This is a genomic window from Rhodoferax sp. GW822-FHT04A08 (assembly GCF_058801025.1).
The window spans coordinates 218,954-235,130 of sequence record NZ_JBXAMW010000007.1 but is presented as its reverse complement, the minus strand read 5'-3'; the positions used below and the strand labels follow the sequence as shown (position 1 = coordinate 235,130).

The 16,177-nt window shown below is 62.3% G+C and carries 15 protein-coding genes; 5 read left to right on the top strand and 10 right to left on the bottom strand.

The window, feature by feature from the left end:
• Position 1 precedes the first annotated feature (1 nt).
• Genes AC1RMF_RS15620 through AC1RMF_RS15610 form a run of 3 tightly spaced genes read right to left on the bottom strand, consistent with a single transcriptional unit; the run spans position 2 to position 2,025 of the window.
• A complete protein-coding gene (locus tag AC1RMF_RS15620) occupies positions 2–814 on the bottom strand; it encodes an SDR family NAD(P)-dependent oxidoreductase (RefSeq protein WP_342620250.1) in 813 nt (270 codons plus the stop codon).
• Positions 814–1,170 (bottom strand): cupin domain-containing protein, encoded by a 357-nt coding sequence (locus AC1RMF_RS15615; RefSeq protein WP_342620249.1) that lies wholly within the window; start codon positions 1,168–1,170, stop codon positions 814–816. The genes AC1RMF_RS15620 and AC1RMF_RS15615 overlap by 1 nt, the downstream gene beginning before the upstream one ends.
• An 18-nt stretch (positions 1,171–1,188) precedes the next feature.
• On the bottom strand, positions 1,189–2,025 hold the full coding sequence (locus AC1RMF_RS15610) for a cyclase family protein (RefSeq protein WP_342620248.1): 837 nt from the start codon (positions 2,023–2,025) through the stop codon (positions 1,189–1,191).
• 208 nt (positions 2,026–2,233) lie between these two features.
• Here AC1RMF_RS15610 and AC1RMF_RS15605 point away from each other — a divergent pair, with 208 nt between their 5' ends.
• Together AC1RMF_RS15605 and AC1RMF_RS15600 are read left to right on the top strand one after the other, a co-directional pair.
• On the top strand, positions 2,234–3,013 hold the full coding sequence (locus AC1RMF_RS15605) for an IclR family transcriptional regulator (RefSeq protein WP_342620247.1): 780 nt from the start codon (positions 2,234–2,236) through the stop codon (positions 3,011–3,013).
• Complete coding sequence (locus tag AC1RMF_RS15600; RefSeq protein WP_493142590.1) at positions 2,979–3,278, top strand: hypothetical protein; 300 nt, start codon at positions 2,979–2,981, stop codon at positions 3,276–3,278. Before AC1RMF_RS15605 ends, AC1RMF_RS15600 begins: the two co-directional genes overlap by 35 nt.
• Before the next feature lie 648 nt (positions 3,279–3,926).
• Here the strand turns inward: AC1RMF_RS15600 and AC1RMF_RS15595 are convergent.
• The 3 genes from AC1RMF_RS15595 to AC1RMF_RS15585 form a co-directional block, all read right to left on the bottom strand.
• On the bottom strand, positions 3,927–5,189 hold the full coding sequence (locus AC1RMF_RS15595) for a D-alanyl-D-alanine carboxypeptidase family protein (RefSeq protein WP_342620245.1): 1,263 nt from the start codon (positions 5,187–5,189) through the stop codon (positions 3,927–3,929).
• A gap of 133 nt (positions 5,190–5,322) precedes the next feature.
• Positions 5,323–6,855, bottom strand: coding sequence for a DUF4178 domain-containing protein (locus tag AC1RMF_RS15590; RefSeq protein WP_493142534.1), 1,533 nt, complete (start codon positions 6,853–6,855; stop codon positions 5,323–5,325).
• Positions 6,856–6,871: 16 nt separating this feature from the next.
• Positions 6,872–7,903: an SPFH domain-containing protein gene (locus AC1RMF_RS15585; RefSeq protein ID WP_342620243.1), complete on the bottom strand. Its 1,032-nt coding sequence runs from the start codon at positions 7,901–7,903 to the stop codon at positions 6,872–6,874.
• 86 nt (positions 7,904–7,989) lie between these two features.
• On the opposite strand from AC1RMF_RS15585, the gene AC1RMF_RS15580 reads away from it, so the two are divergent.
• Positions 7,990–8,964 (top strand): MYG1 family protein, encoded by a 975-nt coding sequence (locus AC1RMF_RS15580; protein ID WP_342620242.1) that lies wholly within the window; start codon positions 7,990–7,992, stop codon positions 8,962–8,964.
• Here the strand turns inward: AC1RMF_RS15580 and AC1RMF_RS15575 are convergent.
• The 4 genes from AC1RMF_RS15575 to AC1RMF_RS15560 are packed head-to-tail and all read right to left on the bottom strand — an operon-like array spanning position 8,949 to position 13,844.
• On the bottom strand, positions 8,949–9,689 hold the full coding sequence (locus tag AC1RMF_RS15575; protein ID WP_342620241.1) for a hypothetical protein: 741 nt from the start codon (positions 9,687–9,689) through the stop codon (positions 8,949–8,951). The genes AC1RMF_RS15580 and AC1RMF_RS15575 overlap by 16 nt on opposite strands.
• Positions 9,690–9,727: 38 nt before the next feature.
• On the bottom strand, positions 9,728–12,037 hold the full coding sequence (locus tag AC1RMF_RS15570) for an NADP-dependent malic enzyme (protein WP_342620240.1): 2,310 nt from the start codon (positions 12,035–12,037) through the stop codon (positions 9,728–9,730).
• Positions 12,034–13,194 carry a response regulator gene (locus tag AC1RMF_RS15565; protein ID WP_342620239.1) on the bottom strand — a complete coding sequence of 387 codons (1,161 nt, stop codon included), beginning with the start codon at positions 13,192–13,194 and terminating at the stop codon, positions 12,034–12,036. Before AC1RMF_RS15565 ends, AC1RMF_RS15570 begins: the two co-directional genes overlap by 4 nt.
• An 11-nt stretch (positions 13,195–13,205) precedes the next feature.
• Complete coding sequence (locus AC1RMF_RS15560) at positions 13,206–13,844, bottom strand: hypothetical protein (RefSeq protein ID WP_342620238.1); 639 nt, start codon at positions 13,842–13,844, stop codon at positions 13,206–13,208.
• A gap of 151 nt (positions 13,845–13,995) precedes the next feature.
• Here AC1RMF_RS15560 and AC1RMF_RS15555 point away from each other — a divergent pair, with 151 nt between their 5' ends.
• Positions 13,996–14,751 carry a nucleotidyltransferase family protein gene (locus AC1RMF_RS15555; RefSeq protein WP_493142530.1) on the top strand — a complete coding sequence of 252 codons (756 nt, stop codon included), beginning with the start codon at positions 13,996–13,998 and terminating at the stop codon, positions 14,749–14,751.
• A 13-nt stretch (positions 14,752–14,764) separates the two neighbouring features.
• Positions 14,765–16,150, top strand: coding sequence for an aminopeptidase P N-terminal domain-containing protein (locus AC1RMF_RS15550; RefSeq protein ID WP_342620236.1), 1,386 nt, complete (start codon positions 14,765–14,767; stop codon positions 16,148–16,150).
• Positions 16,151–16,177 lie beyond the last annotated feature (27 nt).

The following is a 16,177-nucleotide window of genomic DNA, read 5'->3' as shown; positions in this document are numbered from 1 at the left end:
TCTAGCCCGCCGTGTAACCACCGTCGGCATAGACGGTATGCCCGGTATGGAAGTCGGATGCCCTGGACACCAGGAACAGGAGAGGACCAGCCAGGTCCTCCGGTTCACCCAGGCGCCCCAGCGGTACGCGGGATAGAAAGCCGGCCCGCACGCCATTGGCCTTTTCGTTGTCCTCGAACATCCATGCGGTCAGGGGAGATCGGAAGACGGTCGGCGCAATGGCATTCACCGTGATTCCGTATTTGCCCCATTCGCACCCCAGCGCCCGGGTCAGGCCATCGGTAGCCGCTTTGGAGGCGCAGTAGGCGCTGTAGCCCGCCGGATGGCCCAGTTTGCCGCGTGCAGAAGAGACCAGTACCACCTTGCCTCCACGTCCTCGGGCAATGGCGTGTTTGCCGAAGGCTCTGCAGATCAGCCATGCACCCGTGACGTTTCCGTCCATGACGGATTCAAATCGCTCCAGTGGCATGTCGACGATGGGGCAGGGGTCGTTCATGCCGGAGCCCACCACCAGAATGTCCACTCCGCCGAATGCATCTATGCCGGTCTGGATGATGGTGTCGCAGTCCGCCTCCGTGTTCGGGCGCAGCGCTACGCAGGCCACCTCTGCGCCCATGGCATTGCAGGCTGCGGCTGCTTCATCAAGGGCCTTCCCGTTTCCAGCGGCCAGAACCAGCTTGGCCCCTGCGCCCGCCAATACCTTGACGGCCAACATGCCAAAGGCGCCCGAGGCTCCGGTCACGACTGCTACTTTGCCGCGTATGTCAAAGAGCCGGGCCGGGTTCTTCAGCCAATCAGGTGTTGCGTCGTCCATCACTGGGCTCCCTGCTGGGTTGGCGGATACGGCATGACCACCAGCATGCTGGCGACGGCGTTCGTGCGGTTCTTGACTTCACGTATTTCCCCACCCGGGATGAAGCAACTGTCCATGGCCCCCAGAACGACTTCTTCACCGCCAACGGCCACGGTCAATTCACCCGCGACCACTACATAGACCTTTTCCAGCGGAGACGAGTCAGGCCCGGCACCTCCACCGGGAAGAAAGTGCGACAGCCCCGTCCAGAACGACTCCGGACCACCCTCTTCAAACCCTTGCAACCGCAGGGAGCGCATCTCATAGTGGTTGGGTGCCACATAGGCTTGCGCATCCGGGAAACGTTTGACCTTCATCGCATCCGCTCCCTGTGCTTACTTGCCCGTCTCGAAACGGTATTGGCCGCTCGGGTCCACGATGGCCACGAGGCGCACGATGCATCCATCGCCTTTGGTCCAGCGCCACGGAAAGGCGGCGAAGGTCACGCGTTTGCCGGTGACTTTGTCGATGTCGCCACCCACGTTTTCGAAGCCGCAGATGCCTTGCTTCAGGATGGCCTGGTGGCAGGGCTCCCACTCAGGGAAGTCTTCGATCACCTTGCGGCCGGTTTCCCGTTCGTATTCACGGTTGATGTCGGGCAGAAGGCCATTGGGCCATCCGGGGCCATGTGGGCCAATGGCCGTACCCAGCGGATGGTCCAGGGCTTGCGTGTCGCTGCCAATCATCTTGACCTTCTTCTTGGCAAACCATTCGCCGGCCTCTTTGTAGAAGCCGGGGGAATAGGCGTAATACATGCGGTTGTCGCCGTAGTGCTTATGCCAACCGGTGTTGACGATGACGATGTCGCCCTCGCGAATTTGCGGACTTGCGGCCTCCAGGTCGGCAGCGGTAATCACTTCCCACTTTTTCTTGGGGATGGACACCACCACTCCGGTGCCGAAGAAGTGCGGCAACGGCACTTCGTCCATGAACGCGGTGCCTTCCACGACGTGCGCCGGCGCATCGATGTGGGTGCCCGAGTGCATCACGGTCGTGATCTTCTGGGTCAGCACGCCGGAACGGGCCATGGTGTGCAGCCGTTCGATCTTGACATCTTCGAAGTAGGGCCAGCAGGGCTGTCCCAAACCCCAGGGATGACTCAGGTCATAAAACTCCAACCCCATCTTGTTGTTGAGGTTCTCTTCGTACATCGTGCCGCGCACATTAATCATCACAGGCTCCTTGTTGCTGACGGATTTGAAAATTTGATCTGTTATACTGAACCGTATTGCGATACAGTTGTATCGTTATGCGATTCAATGTGGCGTAATGTATCGATCGACTTGGGGGCCAGGAACTGGGACATACCCGCATCGGGTAAACCCGCGCGTGCATGACCAACGCGTTCTGCTGGCACACTTGGACAAGGAGAAAACTTGCATGACCACAGAAGACGAATTGGCCGATGAGTCCGCCAGCAAGGGAGGGATTCAGGTAATTGCGCGTGCAGCGGCCGTGCTGCAGAAATTGCGGGAGCACCCAGCTGGCTTGTCACTGGGCGAATTGGCGAAGCTGTTGAAGCTGCCCCGGTCCACGATTCAACGCATCGTTGCCGCGCTGGACGATGAAAACCTTGTCATCTCGGCCTCACCCACCCGCGGAGTACGCCTGGGTCCGGCCTTGCTCGCGCTGGCCGCCGCTACGCGATTTGAAATCTCCGAAGTCGCTCGCCCCACCCTGCAGGAGATCTCGCTGCTCAGTGGGGAAACCGTGGACCTGTCACTGCTGGACGGCAACAAGCTGGTGTTCGTAGACCAGGTGGTGGGGGGACACCGCCTGAAGGCGGAATCCGGCATCGGCGTTTCATTCAGCCTGCACTCCACGGCCCCTGGCAAAGCCATGCTAGCAGCCATGTCCGACGCCGACATGCTCGCGCTGCGTCCACGCATGTCATTCGCCCGCATGACCCCCAACACCATCACGACATGGACGGACCTGGTCGAGGAGATTGCAGTGGTACGCGAGAGTGGCATCGGTGCCGACGTCGAAGAAAACTCGATGGGCATCTGCGCGGTGGCCATGGCACTCAGCCTGCCCAGTGGAGAAATCGCCGCGATCTCCGTTCCAGTTCCCACCCAGCGTTTCAAGGCCATGCGACCAACGATCGAGAAGCTGCTGCTCACCCATGGAGGGAAGCTTCAAGCGTCCATCAAGCGTTGACGGCAAAGTTGAAGATGCCATGGGCCCCAAGCCGCGTAATCCTGATGTTCTCGCTAATGCAGTTAGCCATCTGTTGATCGTTGGAAAGAACGCGGAATACACATTGCACAGCGCTGTCGGTGCGACGTTGAACGGTTCGGAAAAGCCTCACAACGGCACGGCAAGAGCAGGCCACCATGCACCGCGCTTGCTTGATGTCGCGAAGGGCTCCGTGCTGCAAGGCAATCTGGCAAAGGTCGCTTTGACCTGTGACAACATGACATAGAGCGTGGATTGCCCAGAGTCTCTCCTTCAAGGTACACGCAACCGGATTCCCAGATCAACGCAGACTCGGAGGACAAGAATGGACGCTATTCGAGTGGACGCATGAGTTCAATCCCATCTTTCAGACAAAGTGCAGCGAAGGTGATGACCGTCGTCATGACTCTGAACACCTTGTCGTGAACTACCTTCATCTTCTGATTTCGTCCGAAAAAATCCAGCAGCGGAACAATACGCCGGGGTTTCTTACGCTTGTCTCCGAGCGAATTCCCTGTAGCAGCTGCACCCAAACCTTCCGACAGTTTCTAAAGAAAAACCTTGGATCAATCGGTGGCTTTTTTATTTACACGGCACGGAAAACCGGGGGGCGCGAGACTTCTTGAATGAATGCGGAGATGCAAAGAATGTTCGGCGGCGCACCGAACCAAATCGTTTCATTGATCGACATCTTGTCGCCCTGAATGCTTTCTTGCTCAAGGGCGCCCCCCCTATCAAATACCCCAACCAAATACCCCAACCCACAGGCGTGTCACAGGTGCAGGGCGACTGGGTCTATGACGAGTTCCAGGGCAACACAGCAGCCAAGCCGATTGACCTGGATCTGCTGGAACGGTTGAAGGATTTGTTCGGAGGAAAGTAGGCCTGTCGGCGCTTACTTTCCGAAAAGCTTGGTCACGTGCTGCCAGGCGCGCAGCAGCAGGCCTGAGCGCTCCACTTCAGCCTGTGCAACGAGCGGCGCTTCGCCTACTGGCTTGCCGTTCGAGGTTGCAATCACCTTGCCGATGACGGCGCCCTTGGCCACCGGAGCCTCCAGGCCCGGCTTGACCTCTACCGAGGTCTGCACCTGCTGTCCGCGTGGCACGGTCAGCATCCAGGGTTCGCCCAGTCCGGCGGCTACCGTGTCTGCCTTGCCGAAGCTGACCTTGGCCGTTGCGACCACCGTGTTCGGCTGAATCGGCGTGACCTTCTCAAAGCTGCTGAAGCCCCAACCGAGCAGCGCGCGCGTTTCGTCGGCCCGTGCCTGGGCGCTGTGGGTATTGAGAATGACCGTGATCAGGCGCATTCCGTTGCGCTTGGAGGAAGTGACCAGGCAGTAACCGGCATCTTCGGTGTGACCGGTCTTCAGTCCGTCAACCGTAGGGTCGGTGTAGAGCAGGGCATTGCGGTTGCCCTGCTTGATGCCGTTGTACTTGAAATCCCGCTCTGCGTAGATCGGGTAGTAGTCAACGCTATCGCGGATGATGGCGCGCGCCAGGATGGCGAGGTCACGCGCCGACGACTTGTGCGCCGGGTCGGGCAGGCCCGTGGGGTTCACGAAATGCGTGTGCGTCATGCCCAGGCGCTGGGCTTCGGCATTCATCAGCTTGGCAAAGCCTTCTTCGGTACCGGCCATGTGCTCGGCGATTGCCTTGGATGCGTCATTGCCCGACTGGATGATGATGCCGCGCAGGATGTCGATCACCGTGGCCTGGCTGTTCAGCGGCAGGTACATGCACGACTCGGTACTGGAGCCGCGGCACCAGGCGTTCTCACTGACCGAGACCAGATCCGTCTGCTTGAGCTTGCCGGAGCGCAGCGCCTGCTCGACCAGGTAGCTGGTCATCATCTTGGTCAGCGAGGCCGGTGGCAGGGGTTCGTCGGGGTTGGCCGCAGCAAGCACCTCACCGGAGTCGAAGTCCATCAGCAGCCATGCCTTGGCGGGCAGCTCGGGTGGATTGGCTGCCAGAGTGGTCTGGGCGGCGAGCGGGGGCAAGCCGCTATCGGCAGCAGCGGCCTTCTTTGCGGCTGCAGGTTTGGCAACGGGCTTGGACTTGGTTGCGTGGTGGCTGGCTGCGAAGGAGGCAGTACCGGGAATCAGGGTGGCAGCAGCGATTGCAAAGACGATGGGGAGAATGGGGAAAGTTTTGGTTTGCATTGTGATTTCAGGCAGAGCACCGATTGTCGCGTATCGGTGCCGATTTTCTCTCGGGCAATGCGGCCAATCAGGGTGGGCCGAAGTTTGTTACACATATTTCGAGGCATTCTGCGAAAACCTCTGCCGTACATGGCTACTTATGCCCACCACCGGTGGAGAACCCGCCAAACGACCCACCCGAAGTGCGCCCATAGTTGGAGGATGAGCTGGAGCAGTCCTGCGTATTCGGGTCGCAGTCGTTCGAGCAGGTGGCGATGGACAGCATGATGAGCACGATGACAACGAACACCCAGAAGTCCGGGCGCATCCAGAACGCGCCGCTGGCAGCAAAGGGTTTGACGTCACTGCGTTGCAGCAGTTCCTTGCGGTCCTGCAGCTTGAAGGCCTGGGTCACCGTGTCGCTGGAGACCATGGAACCCACCGACCAGGTCAGCTCCTGGGGCGACTGCTCCATGGAAAGAATGCTTCTGCCACTGGCGTAGTCGCGGTTGCTGGTGCGCTGGCCGCGGTGCACCTGCCAATAGAACTCGCCCACCACGTAGTTGGTTTCGGCGCTGTAGCTTTCCTTGAGCTGGTAGCGCGTGCCCAGGTAGCTTGCGCTCTGGCCGTTGCTGCTGACCACGGGTGCGCCGGTGGCGGGTTTGACCACGCTCCAGCCCTCCGTGCTGTCCACCAGAAAGGTGAACCCACGCTTGCGGTTGTAGAGCAGGTACTCCTCCCAGCCGAATTGTTCGCTGGTGTCGGCCGGGTCCATGCCCATGCGGTGCTGAAAACCCACCACCTGCCACTCCACCCCCTGCAGGGTGCCGGTGCTGCCCAGCGCGATGAGCGGTTGTACCGGCTCATCCTGCGTGGCGTGGCGCAGCTCGCCGCCTAGACCTTGGGAGACATCGATGATGCTGTGGCAGGAGCCGCAGGTCATGCTCTGGGTGGTGGACAGCTGCAGGGTCAGAGTGGCACCACAGTTGGGGCAATTGAAGGCCCGCCCGCTTTCCTCTTTGGTCTGCTCATCCCGCAGGCCCGAGAGCTTGAGGTCTTCCAGCAACACCGCACTGCCCGCACTCAGGGCCGGCGGTGTGCGGCTGTAATCGATGCTGAGCACCTCGCCCGCGTCGCGCACTTCGCCGCTCTGGCTGCGCAACTCCACCAGGGCAAATGGGCGGCCCAGCTCGGGCAGGTGCGGCAGCTCGCCCTGTGCCGCCATGAACACCGCCTGCTGGTTGGAGGCTACGGCATACGACTTGCCATTGATGGCCGTGGTGGCGCCTACGCGGAAAGTTTCTGGCGCGGGTATTTCGCGCGGAGTCGGCAGGTCGGTGCCGAATACATAGGCGCCGTTGTCTTCGCTCAGAAAGGCGCTGCTGCCGTCGGCCAACAGCGCATGCCACTCGGTCCAGGTGCCTTCGTCGCACTTGTATTGCAGCCGGCCCACCAGGGTGAAGCCGTTGCCGTTCCAGGTCCCGGAGGTTTGCAGTTGCAATGGGCTGTGGTCGTCGAACAGCTCGGCCATCTTGCCGATGCGCTTGAGCACCTCGCCATCACGCACCACCATGCTGCGGCAATACGCGCAAATGGCATGGGTGGACTGGGCGCTGCGGAAATCGACTGGCGCGCCACACCCCGGGCAGGGCGCCCGATAGCTGCGCTGAAGGTTGTCGGTGGCCACTCCCTGCTACAAAGGGCTAGACCAGTTTCTTGAGCAGTTCGGCCTTCTTGGCGTCAAACTCTTCCTGGGTGAGGATGCCCTTGGCCTTGAGGTCGGCGAGCTTTTCCAGTGTGGCCATGACCTCGTCGGGCTTCACGCCCGCAACAGCGGCTTGCGCGCCCGCAGGTGCAGCCTGCAAACCGGCCTGCAGGTTCTGCGCCAGCACCTGGCCCAGGGCCACACCGGCACCCAGCCCCATGGCGTCCCCTGCCACGCCGCCGCCATGGCCTGCGCCCTCGGCAAACTTTGGAATGGCCTGCGCCGTCTGGTACTGCATGAACTTGCCCATGTCGCCACCGACCATGCCCATGCCGATCTTCTGGTCCAGCACCTTTTGCAGCTCTTCGGGCAGGGACACGCTCTGCACCGTCATACCCTCGAGCTTGAGACCGATTTTTTCGAACTCGGGCGCAAGCTGCTGGGTCAGCGCCTGCGCAAACGCCACCTGATTCGCCGCCAGATCCAGGAATGCCACGCCGCTGCCAGCGATGGCAGCACTGATGTTTTGCAACACCAGACCGCGCAACTGGCCGTCCACTTCATCCACACCGTAGCTGCTGCGGGTGCCGGAAATTTCGGTGTAGAACAGGGCTGGCTGTGCAATGCGATAGTTGAAGTTGCCAAAGGCACGCAGCCGCACCGCGCCGAAGTCCGCATCGCGGATGGTGATGGGCTGCGGGGTACCCCACTTTTGGTCGATCTGCTGGCGCGTGCTGAAGAAATACACATCGCTCTTGAACGGGGAATCGAACAGCTTGTCCCAGTTCTTGAGGTTGGTCAGCAGTGGCAGCGTCTGTGTGGTGAGCTTGTGCGTACCGGGGCCGAATACGTCGGCCACCTTGCCTTCGTTCACGAACAGCGCCATCTGCGACTCGCGCACCACCAGCACACCGCCGTTCTGGATTTCCATGTCTTCCATGGGGAAGCGCCAGGCCAAAGTGCCATCGGACTCTTCGGTCCATTGAATGACGTCAATAAACTGTTTCTTGATGAAGTCCAGCAAACCCATGGTGCGCTCCTGAGGTGGCAAGTGAGGCCATGATACTAGCCACTCGCACAAGCCCATAAAACGTCTGGCTCCTTGATAATCAAGCCATGACCCAACACAGAACCATTGCCACACACAACGGCAGCTTTCACGCCGACGACGTCTTCGGCGTCGCCGTCCTGATGGGCGTCTTCCCCGCCCATACCCTGGTCCGCACGCGCAATGGCGCCCTGATTGAAGCCGCCGACTTCGCCGTCGATGTGGGCGGCCTGTGGGATGCGGGCAGCGGCCGCTTTGACCACCACCAGCGTGGTTTTGAAGGTGCCCGCCCGGCACGCCTGGTAGACGGTGCGGGGGTTCCCGGTGTGGGCTATGCCAGCGCAGGCCTGGTGTGGTCCGCGCATGGCGCCGATTACGTGCGCGCCTTTGCCGCGCGCACCGGCTGGCAGGCGGATGCCCAGGCAATCGCGGACATCACCCACTCCATTGACAACGCCCTGGTGCAGTACCTGGACATTGTGGACACTGGCCAGGGCGACGTGGCGCCCGGCATCTTCGGGCTGTCGGCGCTGATTGCCCAGCTCAACTCCAACTGGATGGAAGAAGCCGGTCTGGACGTGGACGCCAAGGCCAGCCTGCAGGAAGAGCGCTTTCGCGAAGCGGTGGCCATCACCACCCGCTTCCTGGACCGCGCCATCCTCAAGCAAATTTCGCAGCTGCGTTCCATGGACATCGTGCGCCAGTCACCCCGATTGTTCGACGGTCGGGTGCTGCATTTGCAGGAAGGCGGCATGCCATGGACGCGCGTGGTCGTGGAAGAAATGCCCGAGGTGTTGTTTGTCATCTACCCCGACTCCGACGGACGGCAGTACCAGTTGAAGACAACACCCGTCGCGCATGGCTCATTTACTTCCCGCAAGGACTTGCCTGCCAGTTGGGCCGGCCTGCGCGATGCGGAGCTGGCCGCAGTCACCGGCGTGGAAGACAGCGTGTTCTGTCACCTCAACCTGTTCATCGGTGGCGCCCGCAGCCTGGAAGGCACCATCCGGCTGGCCGAACTGGCGCTTCAGTCGGAGCAGTAAGGCAGCAAGGCCTTTGCGGCCTCGATGCGCAAATGCAGTTCCACGCCTGGGTTGTTCATCACATCCAGCAGAAACTGTCGGGGCTGCAAATTTCCGGCCTGGGTTGAAGAAGCCGGTGCCATGGTGCTGGACGCAACTGGCGCGGCGACGGCGCTTACGGACCTCAACTGCTGCAACACGCTGCGGAATTCGGCAGGTTTGATGCTTTGGAGACCTGCGAGCACACCGGCCTGCGCTTCCTGGCTGGGTTCGCGTTCCAGCCAGGGTTCCTCGACAAAGATGGATGCCAGATCGGGTGCAAGAAAGGCGGACCAGTGCCCGGTCTGCGGCTGTTGGGCCGGCACCGGTGGGGCCTGGCGCAAGGTCCCCACACCTTCATCCATGGCGGGAAACAAGCTGATACGCGCTACCGGCACGGCATCCAGATAGCGTTTGCGCAGCGCCTCCAGAAAGGTATGGGCATCGGCCACCGTGACCGGGTCGGCCAGTGAAAACCACAGTTGGTAGCCATCATTCCCGTTGACCGCAATGGCAGGTGCCGGCAGATCCAGGTCCGCCTGTACGCCGCGCCATACGGCGGACAAGGCCGTCCAGTCGGCCGGCCTGGCCAGTTCCAGAACCAAAGCACGCACCTGTCCACTGACATCCACCATGCCAGCGGCATCCGCCCGCGGCTCGGACGCTTGCCCGTACAGGCGCGCCAGCTCGGCCTGCAGCGTGCTCAAGGCGTCATCCCCGTTATGCAAGGCGCATGGCCAGTCAATCAGCTGCCCGCCTTCAGGACCGAGTGTGCGGCAGCCAGTGCCGTCATGTTGACCACACGGCGTACCGTCGCCGAGGGCGTCAGCACGTGGGCGGGGCCGGCTGCACCCAGCAGGATGGGGCCTACGGTCACGCCATGGCCGCCCACCATCTTGAGCACGTTGAACAGGATGTTGGCGGCATCCAGGTTGGGGCAGATCAGGATATTGGCCTCGCCTTGAAGTTTGCCGTCCATCAGCACGTTGTTGCGCATCTCTTCACTCAGTGCGGCGTCCCCATGCAGCTCGCCATCGCAGGGGATATGCGGCGCCATCTTGCTGAACAGCTCAAAGGCTTGGCGCATCTTGACGGCGGACTTGCGTTTGGAGCTGCCATACATGGAGTGCGACAGAAAGGCCACCTTGGGCGGCAGGCCGAAGCGCTGCACTTCTTCTGCGGCCATGAGGGCGATCTCAGCCAGTTGCTGGGCGTCCGGGTCTTCGTTGACAAAGGTGTCGGCAATGAAGAGCGTGCGGTGCTCCATCATGAGAGCGTTCAGGGCGGCCATGCTGGTGGCGTCGGGGCGCATGCCGATGACGTCGCGCACATGGTCCAGGTGGGTGTCAAAGCGGCCCACCAGGCCGCACAGCATGGCGTCGGCATCGCCCAGCTTGACCATGAGTGAGGCAATGGTGGTGCTGGAGCGGCGCACTGCGGCCTTGGCCGCCTCCATGGAGACGCCGTTGCGGCCCATGATGCGGTGGTAGGTTTCCCAGTACTGCTTGAAGCGCGGATCGTCCTCGGGGTTCACCACCTCGAAGTCCGCTCCCATGCGGATGCGCAGGCCCGCCTTCTTGACGCGCGCCTCGATGACGGCCGGGCGGCCCACCAGAATCGGCTTGGCCAGGCCTTCGTCCACCACCACTTGCACGGCGCGCAGCACGCGCTCGTCTTCGCCCTCGGCATAGGCCACACGTTTGGCCTCCATGGGCACGCTCTTGGCGGCGGTGAAGACCGGGCGCATGAACATGCCGGTCTGGTAGACAAAGCGCGATAGCTGCTGGCGGTAGGCCTCCATGTCCTCTATCGGACGGGTGGCCACGCCAGACTCCGCTGCAGCGGCCGCAACGGCGGGTGCGATGCGCAGGATCAGGCGCGAGTCAAAGGGTGTGGGGATGAGGTAGTCGGAGCCGAACACCAGCTCCTTGCCGGCGTAGGCTGTGGCCACTTCCTCGCTGATGTCGGCCTTGGCAAGATCGGCGATCTGGCGCACGCAGGCCAGCTTCATGGCCTCGGTGATCTTGGTGGCGCCGCAGTCCAGCGCGCCACGGAAGATGTAGGGGAAGCACAGGACATTGTTGACCTGGTTGGGGTAGTCGGAGCGACCCGTGGCGATGATGCAGTCCGGGCGCACTTCCTTGGCCAGCTCGGGGCGGATTTCGGGCTCCGGGTTGGCCAGCGCCAGGATGATGGGCTTGTCGGCCATGGTCTTGACCATGGCCTGCGTCAGCACACCGGCGGTGGAGCAGCCCAGGAACACGTCGGCGCCGTTGACCACGTCGGCCAGGGTGCGCAGCTCGGTCTTCTGTGCCACGCGCGCCTTGGACTCGTCGTAGCCGCCGGGGCGGCCCTCGTAGATGACGCCCTTGGAGTCGCACACGTAGACGTTCTCGCGCCGCACGCCCAAGCCCACCATCACATCCAGGCAGGCCAGGGCCGCTGCGCCCGCGCCAGAGACGGCTACGCGCACCTTGGCAATGTCCTTGCCCACCAGCTCCAGCCCGTTGAGCAGGGCGGCGCTGGAGATGATGGCGGTGCCGTGCTGGTCGTCATGGAACACCGGGATGTTCATGCGCTCGCGCAATTTCTGCTCGATGTAGAAGCACTCGGGCGCCTTGATGTCTTCCAGGTTGACGCCGCCCAGCGTGGGCTCCATGGCGGCAATGATGTCCACCAGCTTGTCGGGGTCGCGCTCGGCCAACTCGATGTCGAACACATCGATCCCGGCAAACTTCTTGAACAGGCAGCCCTTGCCTTCCATCACCGGCTTGCCCGCCAGCGGGCCGATGTCCCCCAGCCCCAGCACCGCCGTGCCGTTGGTGATGACGGCCACCAGGTTGCCGCGGCTGGTGTACTCGTAGGCCAGGCTCGGGTCCGCCTGGATGTCCAGACACGGATAGGCTACACCCGGTGAGTAGGCCAGCGAGAGATCGCGCTGGTTCTGCAGCGGCTTGGTGGCGTTGACGGAAATCTTGCCGCGCGTGGGGGTGCGATGGTATTCGCGGGCGGCGTCGCGTAGCGCCTGCTCGGCGGGAGAGATATCGTTGTTCATGGGGGTGTCTCCAGACTGATTTTTAGGTATTGTGCCTTGCGCTCAAGGTCACTATGGCTATCGGCGTAAGTGAGAGCGATGGCATACAGCTGCTGATGGATCTGCATGAACGCCTCGACCACGTCCGGATCGAAATGCTGACCGCTGGCGCCCTGTATCACCTGCACCGCGTCGGCATGCGGCATCGGCTCCTTGTACACGCGGCGGCTGATGAGCGCGTCGTACACGTCAGCCACCGACATCAGACGCGCAGGGATGGGGATGCGGTCTCCTGCCAGACCTTGCGGGTAACCCGTGCCATCCCACTTTTCCTGGTGCGAGTAGGCAATCTCCTTGGCCATGGTGAAGAACGGCACGTCCACACCCAGTGCCGCTTCCGCATGGGCGATGGCATCGCGCCCCAGGGTGGTGTGGGTCTTCATGACCTCGAACTCTTCCGGGGTGAGGCGCCCGCGCTTGAGCAGAATGCGATCCGGTATGCCGGCCTTTCCAATGTCGTGCAGCGGCGTGGATTTGAACAGCATGGAGATGGTGGGCACGGTGAGGTAGTCGCGAAAGCGCGGATGGCTGGAGAGCTTCCAGGCCAGGGCGCGCACATAGTGCTGCACCCGCCGCACATGGTTGCCCGTGTCTACATCGCGGGCCTCGGCCATGGAGGCCATGGCCAGAATGGTCACGTCCTGGATGGCATTGATTTCGCGCGTGCGCCGCGACACTTCCTCTTCCAGCAGCGCATTCTTGTCACGCAGATAGTCGGTACTGGTCTTGATGGCCAGATGCGTGCGCAGCCGGGCCAGTGCCACCACCGGACTCACGGGCTTGGTGATGTAGTCCACTGCGCCCAGGGCAAAGCCCTTTTCTTCGTCCTGCACCTCGCTGCGGGAGGTCAGAAAGATCACCGGTATGTCCCGCGTGGCGGGGTCCTGCTTGAGCTGCTGGCAGACCGCATAGCCGTCCAGGCCAGGCATGGAGACGTCCAGCAGGATCAGGTCAGGCGCCGGTGACTGGCGCGCCACAGCCAAGCCACGCTCACCGTCACTGGCCACCTTGACCCGGTATCGGTCGCGCAACAGACCATGCATCAGAATCAGAAAGTCCGGCGAGTCATCCACCACCAGAATCATGGGTAATGAAGCCAGTTCCTCCTCTTGTTCCATAGGTGCCGCGGCTATTTCTGGAACCGCTTGAGCAGGCGCCTGCGCCACAGCTGAAAACGCATCTGGTAGATATCCATGGCGCTGAATTGTGGCACCGGAAATGCGGCCAACGTGGCCGCGCGCTCGGCCGCGTTGGCGGGCACCTGCACGCTGCGCGACAGGGCCGTCAGGCGTTTCAGGCGCGTGAGCAGCAAGGTGGATGCAATGTCGGTCTTGCACTTTTCCATGAAGGCGGGTGTTGCCTGAAAGCCTATGCACTCCAGACCGGCGGCAGTGGGCGACGAGATGCGTATGCGGGCCACCCGCATGCCTTGCAGCCCAAACATATCGGGCCACTCGTACAGGTGCACGTACATGGACTGCGGCGCATAGCTGGAGGCCTCGGTATCTTCCGACACCAGATGGGCCGGGCCGGAAAACCGGAATCCCAGCCAGATTTCAGGTGCGGCCTTGATCACCGGCTTGCTGCTGGAATTGGGCGAAAAATTGGGACACAGGTCGGGCGCGTCGCTCCAGATGAAGCCGGACTGCACAATCTGCAGGGCTGCAGCTGCGGAGGTGAGGTGGTAGATACGACGCAAACGGTCACGGGCATCGGCGTCCAACTGATTGAAGCGGATGCGGTTCTTTAATTTATGGTCTATTTTCACAACTGTCTCCCGATACAGCATGCGTCCATCTGCCAATATAGCGGGCCGCGTACGCATAGCAAGCCATATATGACCCGGATTGGTGCTTCTACGATACAAATCATGGTCTTGCTTACGTTTGTTTACTCTTTTGCTCTTGCAACACGCCTAAATGCCTTCTGAAATCACCCTTGATATCCCTGTGATGCTGCTGGCCGCCGGACGCGGTGAACGCATGCGTCCCTTGACCGACCGCACGCCCAAACCCCTGCTGACCGTGCGCGGCAAGCCGTTGCTGCAGTGGCGCATGGAGGCACTGCTGCAAGCCGGATTCCACAACGGAGTGATCAACACCGCCTGGCTGGGCGAGCAGATCGAGGCCCGCTTCGGCAACACCTTTGCACATCCTCCGGCCACCGGGTCCATGCAACTGCGCTATTCACGCGAGGGCCTGGACTTTGGCGGTGCGCTGGAAACCGCAGGCGGCATCTGCCGTTCCCTGCCGCTGCTGGGCGACGCGTTCTGGGCCATGGCCGCCGACGTGTTTGCACCCGACTTCGTGTTCAGTCGGGACGATGTACAGGCCTTTTTGCGCAGCGACAAACTGGCGCACATCTGGCTGGTGCCCAACCCGGAGCACAACCCGGCGGGCGACTTTGGTCTGGACCCAGCCAGCGGGCTGGCGCTCAACATACCCAAGGACACGGGCATGCCGCGCTACACCTTCTCGACCATCGGGTTGTACCGCAAGGAGCTGTTCCTGCAGCCCTGGTGCGACGTACCGCCGGGCAATCCGGCAGGTACACATGCAGCCCTGGCACCACTGCTGCGATTGGCCATGGACCAGCAAAGGGTGAGTGCCGCGCTCTACACTGGCACCTGGACCGACGTAGGCACGCCTCAGCGCCTGGCCCTGCTCAACAACTGATCTGGAATCCGCAATGAATACCGCCCTCTACCAAGCACGACGCGCCGCCCTGGCCCAGCACATGGGCCCCCATGGCGTGGCCATACTGCCCACCGCGCCCGAACAGCAACGCAACCGCGACTCCGACTTCCAGTTCCGCCATGACAGCTACTTCTACTACCTGAGCGGCTTTCGCGAACCCAAGGCCTGGCTGGTGATCAAGGCCAACGGCCACACCACCCTGTTCTGCCAACCCAAGGATCTGGAGCGCGAGATCTGGGACGGCTTCCGCGTCGGCCCTGACGCGGCACCACAAACCCTGGGGGTGGATGCGGCCTATTCGGTCACCGAGCTCGACACCCGCATGCCTGCCCTGCTGGATGGCTGTGATGCAGTGTGGTTCCCATTCGCTACCCACAAGGGTCTGGAGTCGCGCGTGGACGGCTGGCTGGGCACCTTGCGCGCCCGGGTACGCTACGGCACCCTGGCACCGGAACAGCAGCGTGACCTGTGCGGCCCGCTCGACGAGATGCGCCTAGTCAAGGACGCCAGCGAGCAGGACACCATGCGCCGTGCCGGCCAGATCAGCGCACAGGCCCATGTGCGCGCCATGCAGACGTGTGCGCGCATGCTGCGCGCAGGCAAGGAGGTGCGCGAATACCACCTGGATGCAGAGCTGCTGCACGCCTTTCGCACGCAGGGCGCGCAATACCCGGCATACGAGTCCATCGTGGCCGCAGGTGCCAATGCCTGCGTGCTGCATTACCGAGCCGACGCCGGACTGGTGCGCGACGGCGAGCTGGTGCTGATCGACGCGGGTTGCGAGCTCAATGGCTACGCCTCCGACATCACCCGCACCTTCCCGGCCAACGGCAAGTTCAGCGGTCCGCAGCGTGCGCTCTATGACCTGGTGCACGCCTCGCAGGAGGCTGCCATTGCGGCAACCCATGCGGGTGCACGCTTTACCGACCCGCACGAAGCCACGGTGAAGGTGCTGGCCCAGGGCATGCTGGATCTGGGGCTACTGGACAGGAACAAGGTGGGAACACTGGACGACGTGATTGAAAAGCGCGCCTACTTCCAGTTCTACATGCACCGCACCGGCCATTGGCTGGGCATGGACGTGCACGACTGCGGCCCGTACACCGAGCCCTCGGAGATCGGGCAGAAGACCGAGCGCAAGGATGCGCTCACCGGCGAGACCATCATCAACCGCCCGGCGCGCATCCTCCAGCCCGGGATGGTGCTGACCATAGAGCCGGGCATCTATGTGCGCCCAGCCGAAGGCGTGCCGGAGCAGTTCCACAACATCGGCATCCGCATCGAGGACGATGCCATCGTGACCGCAGACGGTTGCGAGCTGATCAGCCGCGGCGTGCCAGTGGACGCGGACGCCATCGAGGCGCTGATGCGCGACTGAGGATCCAGCGCCCCCATCAATCGCAAC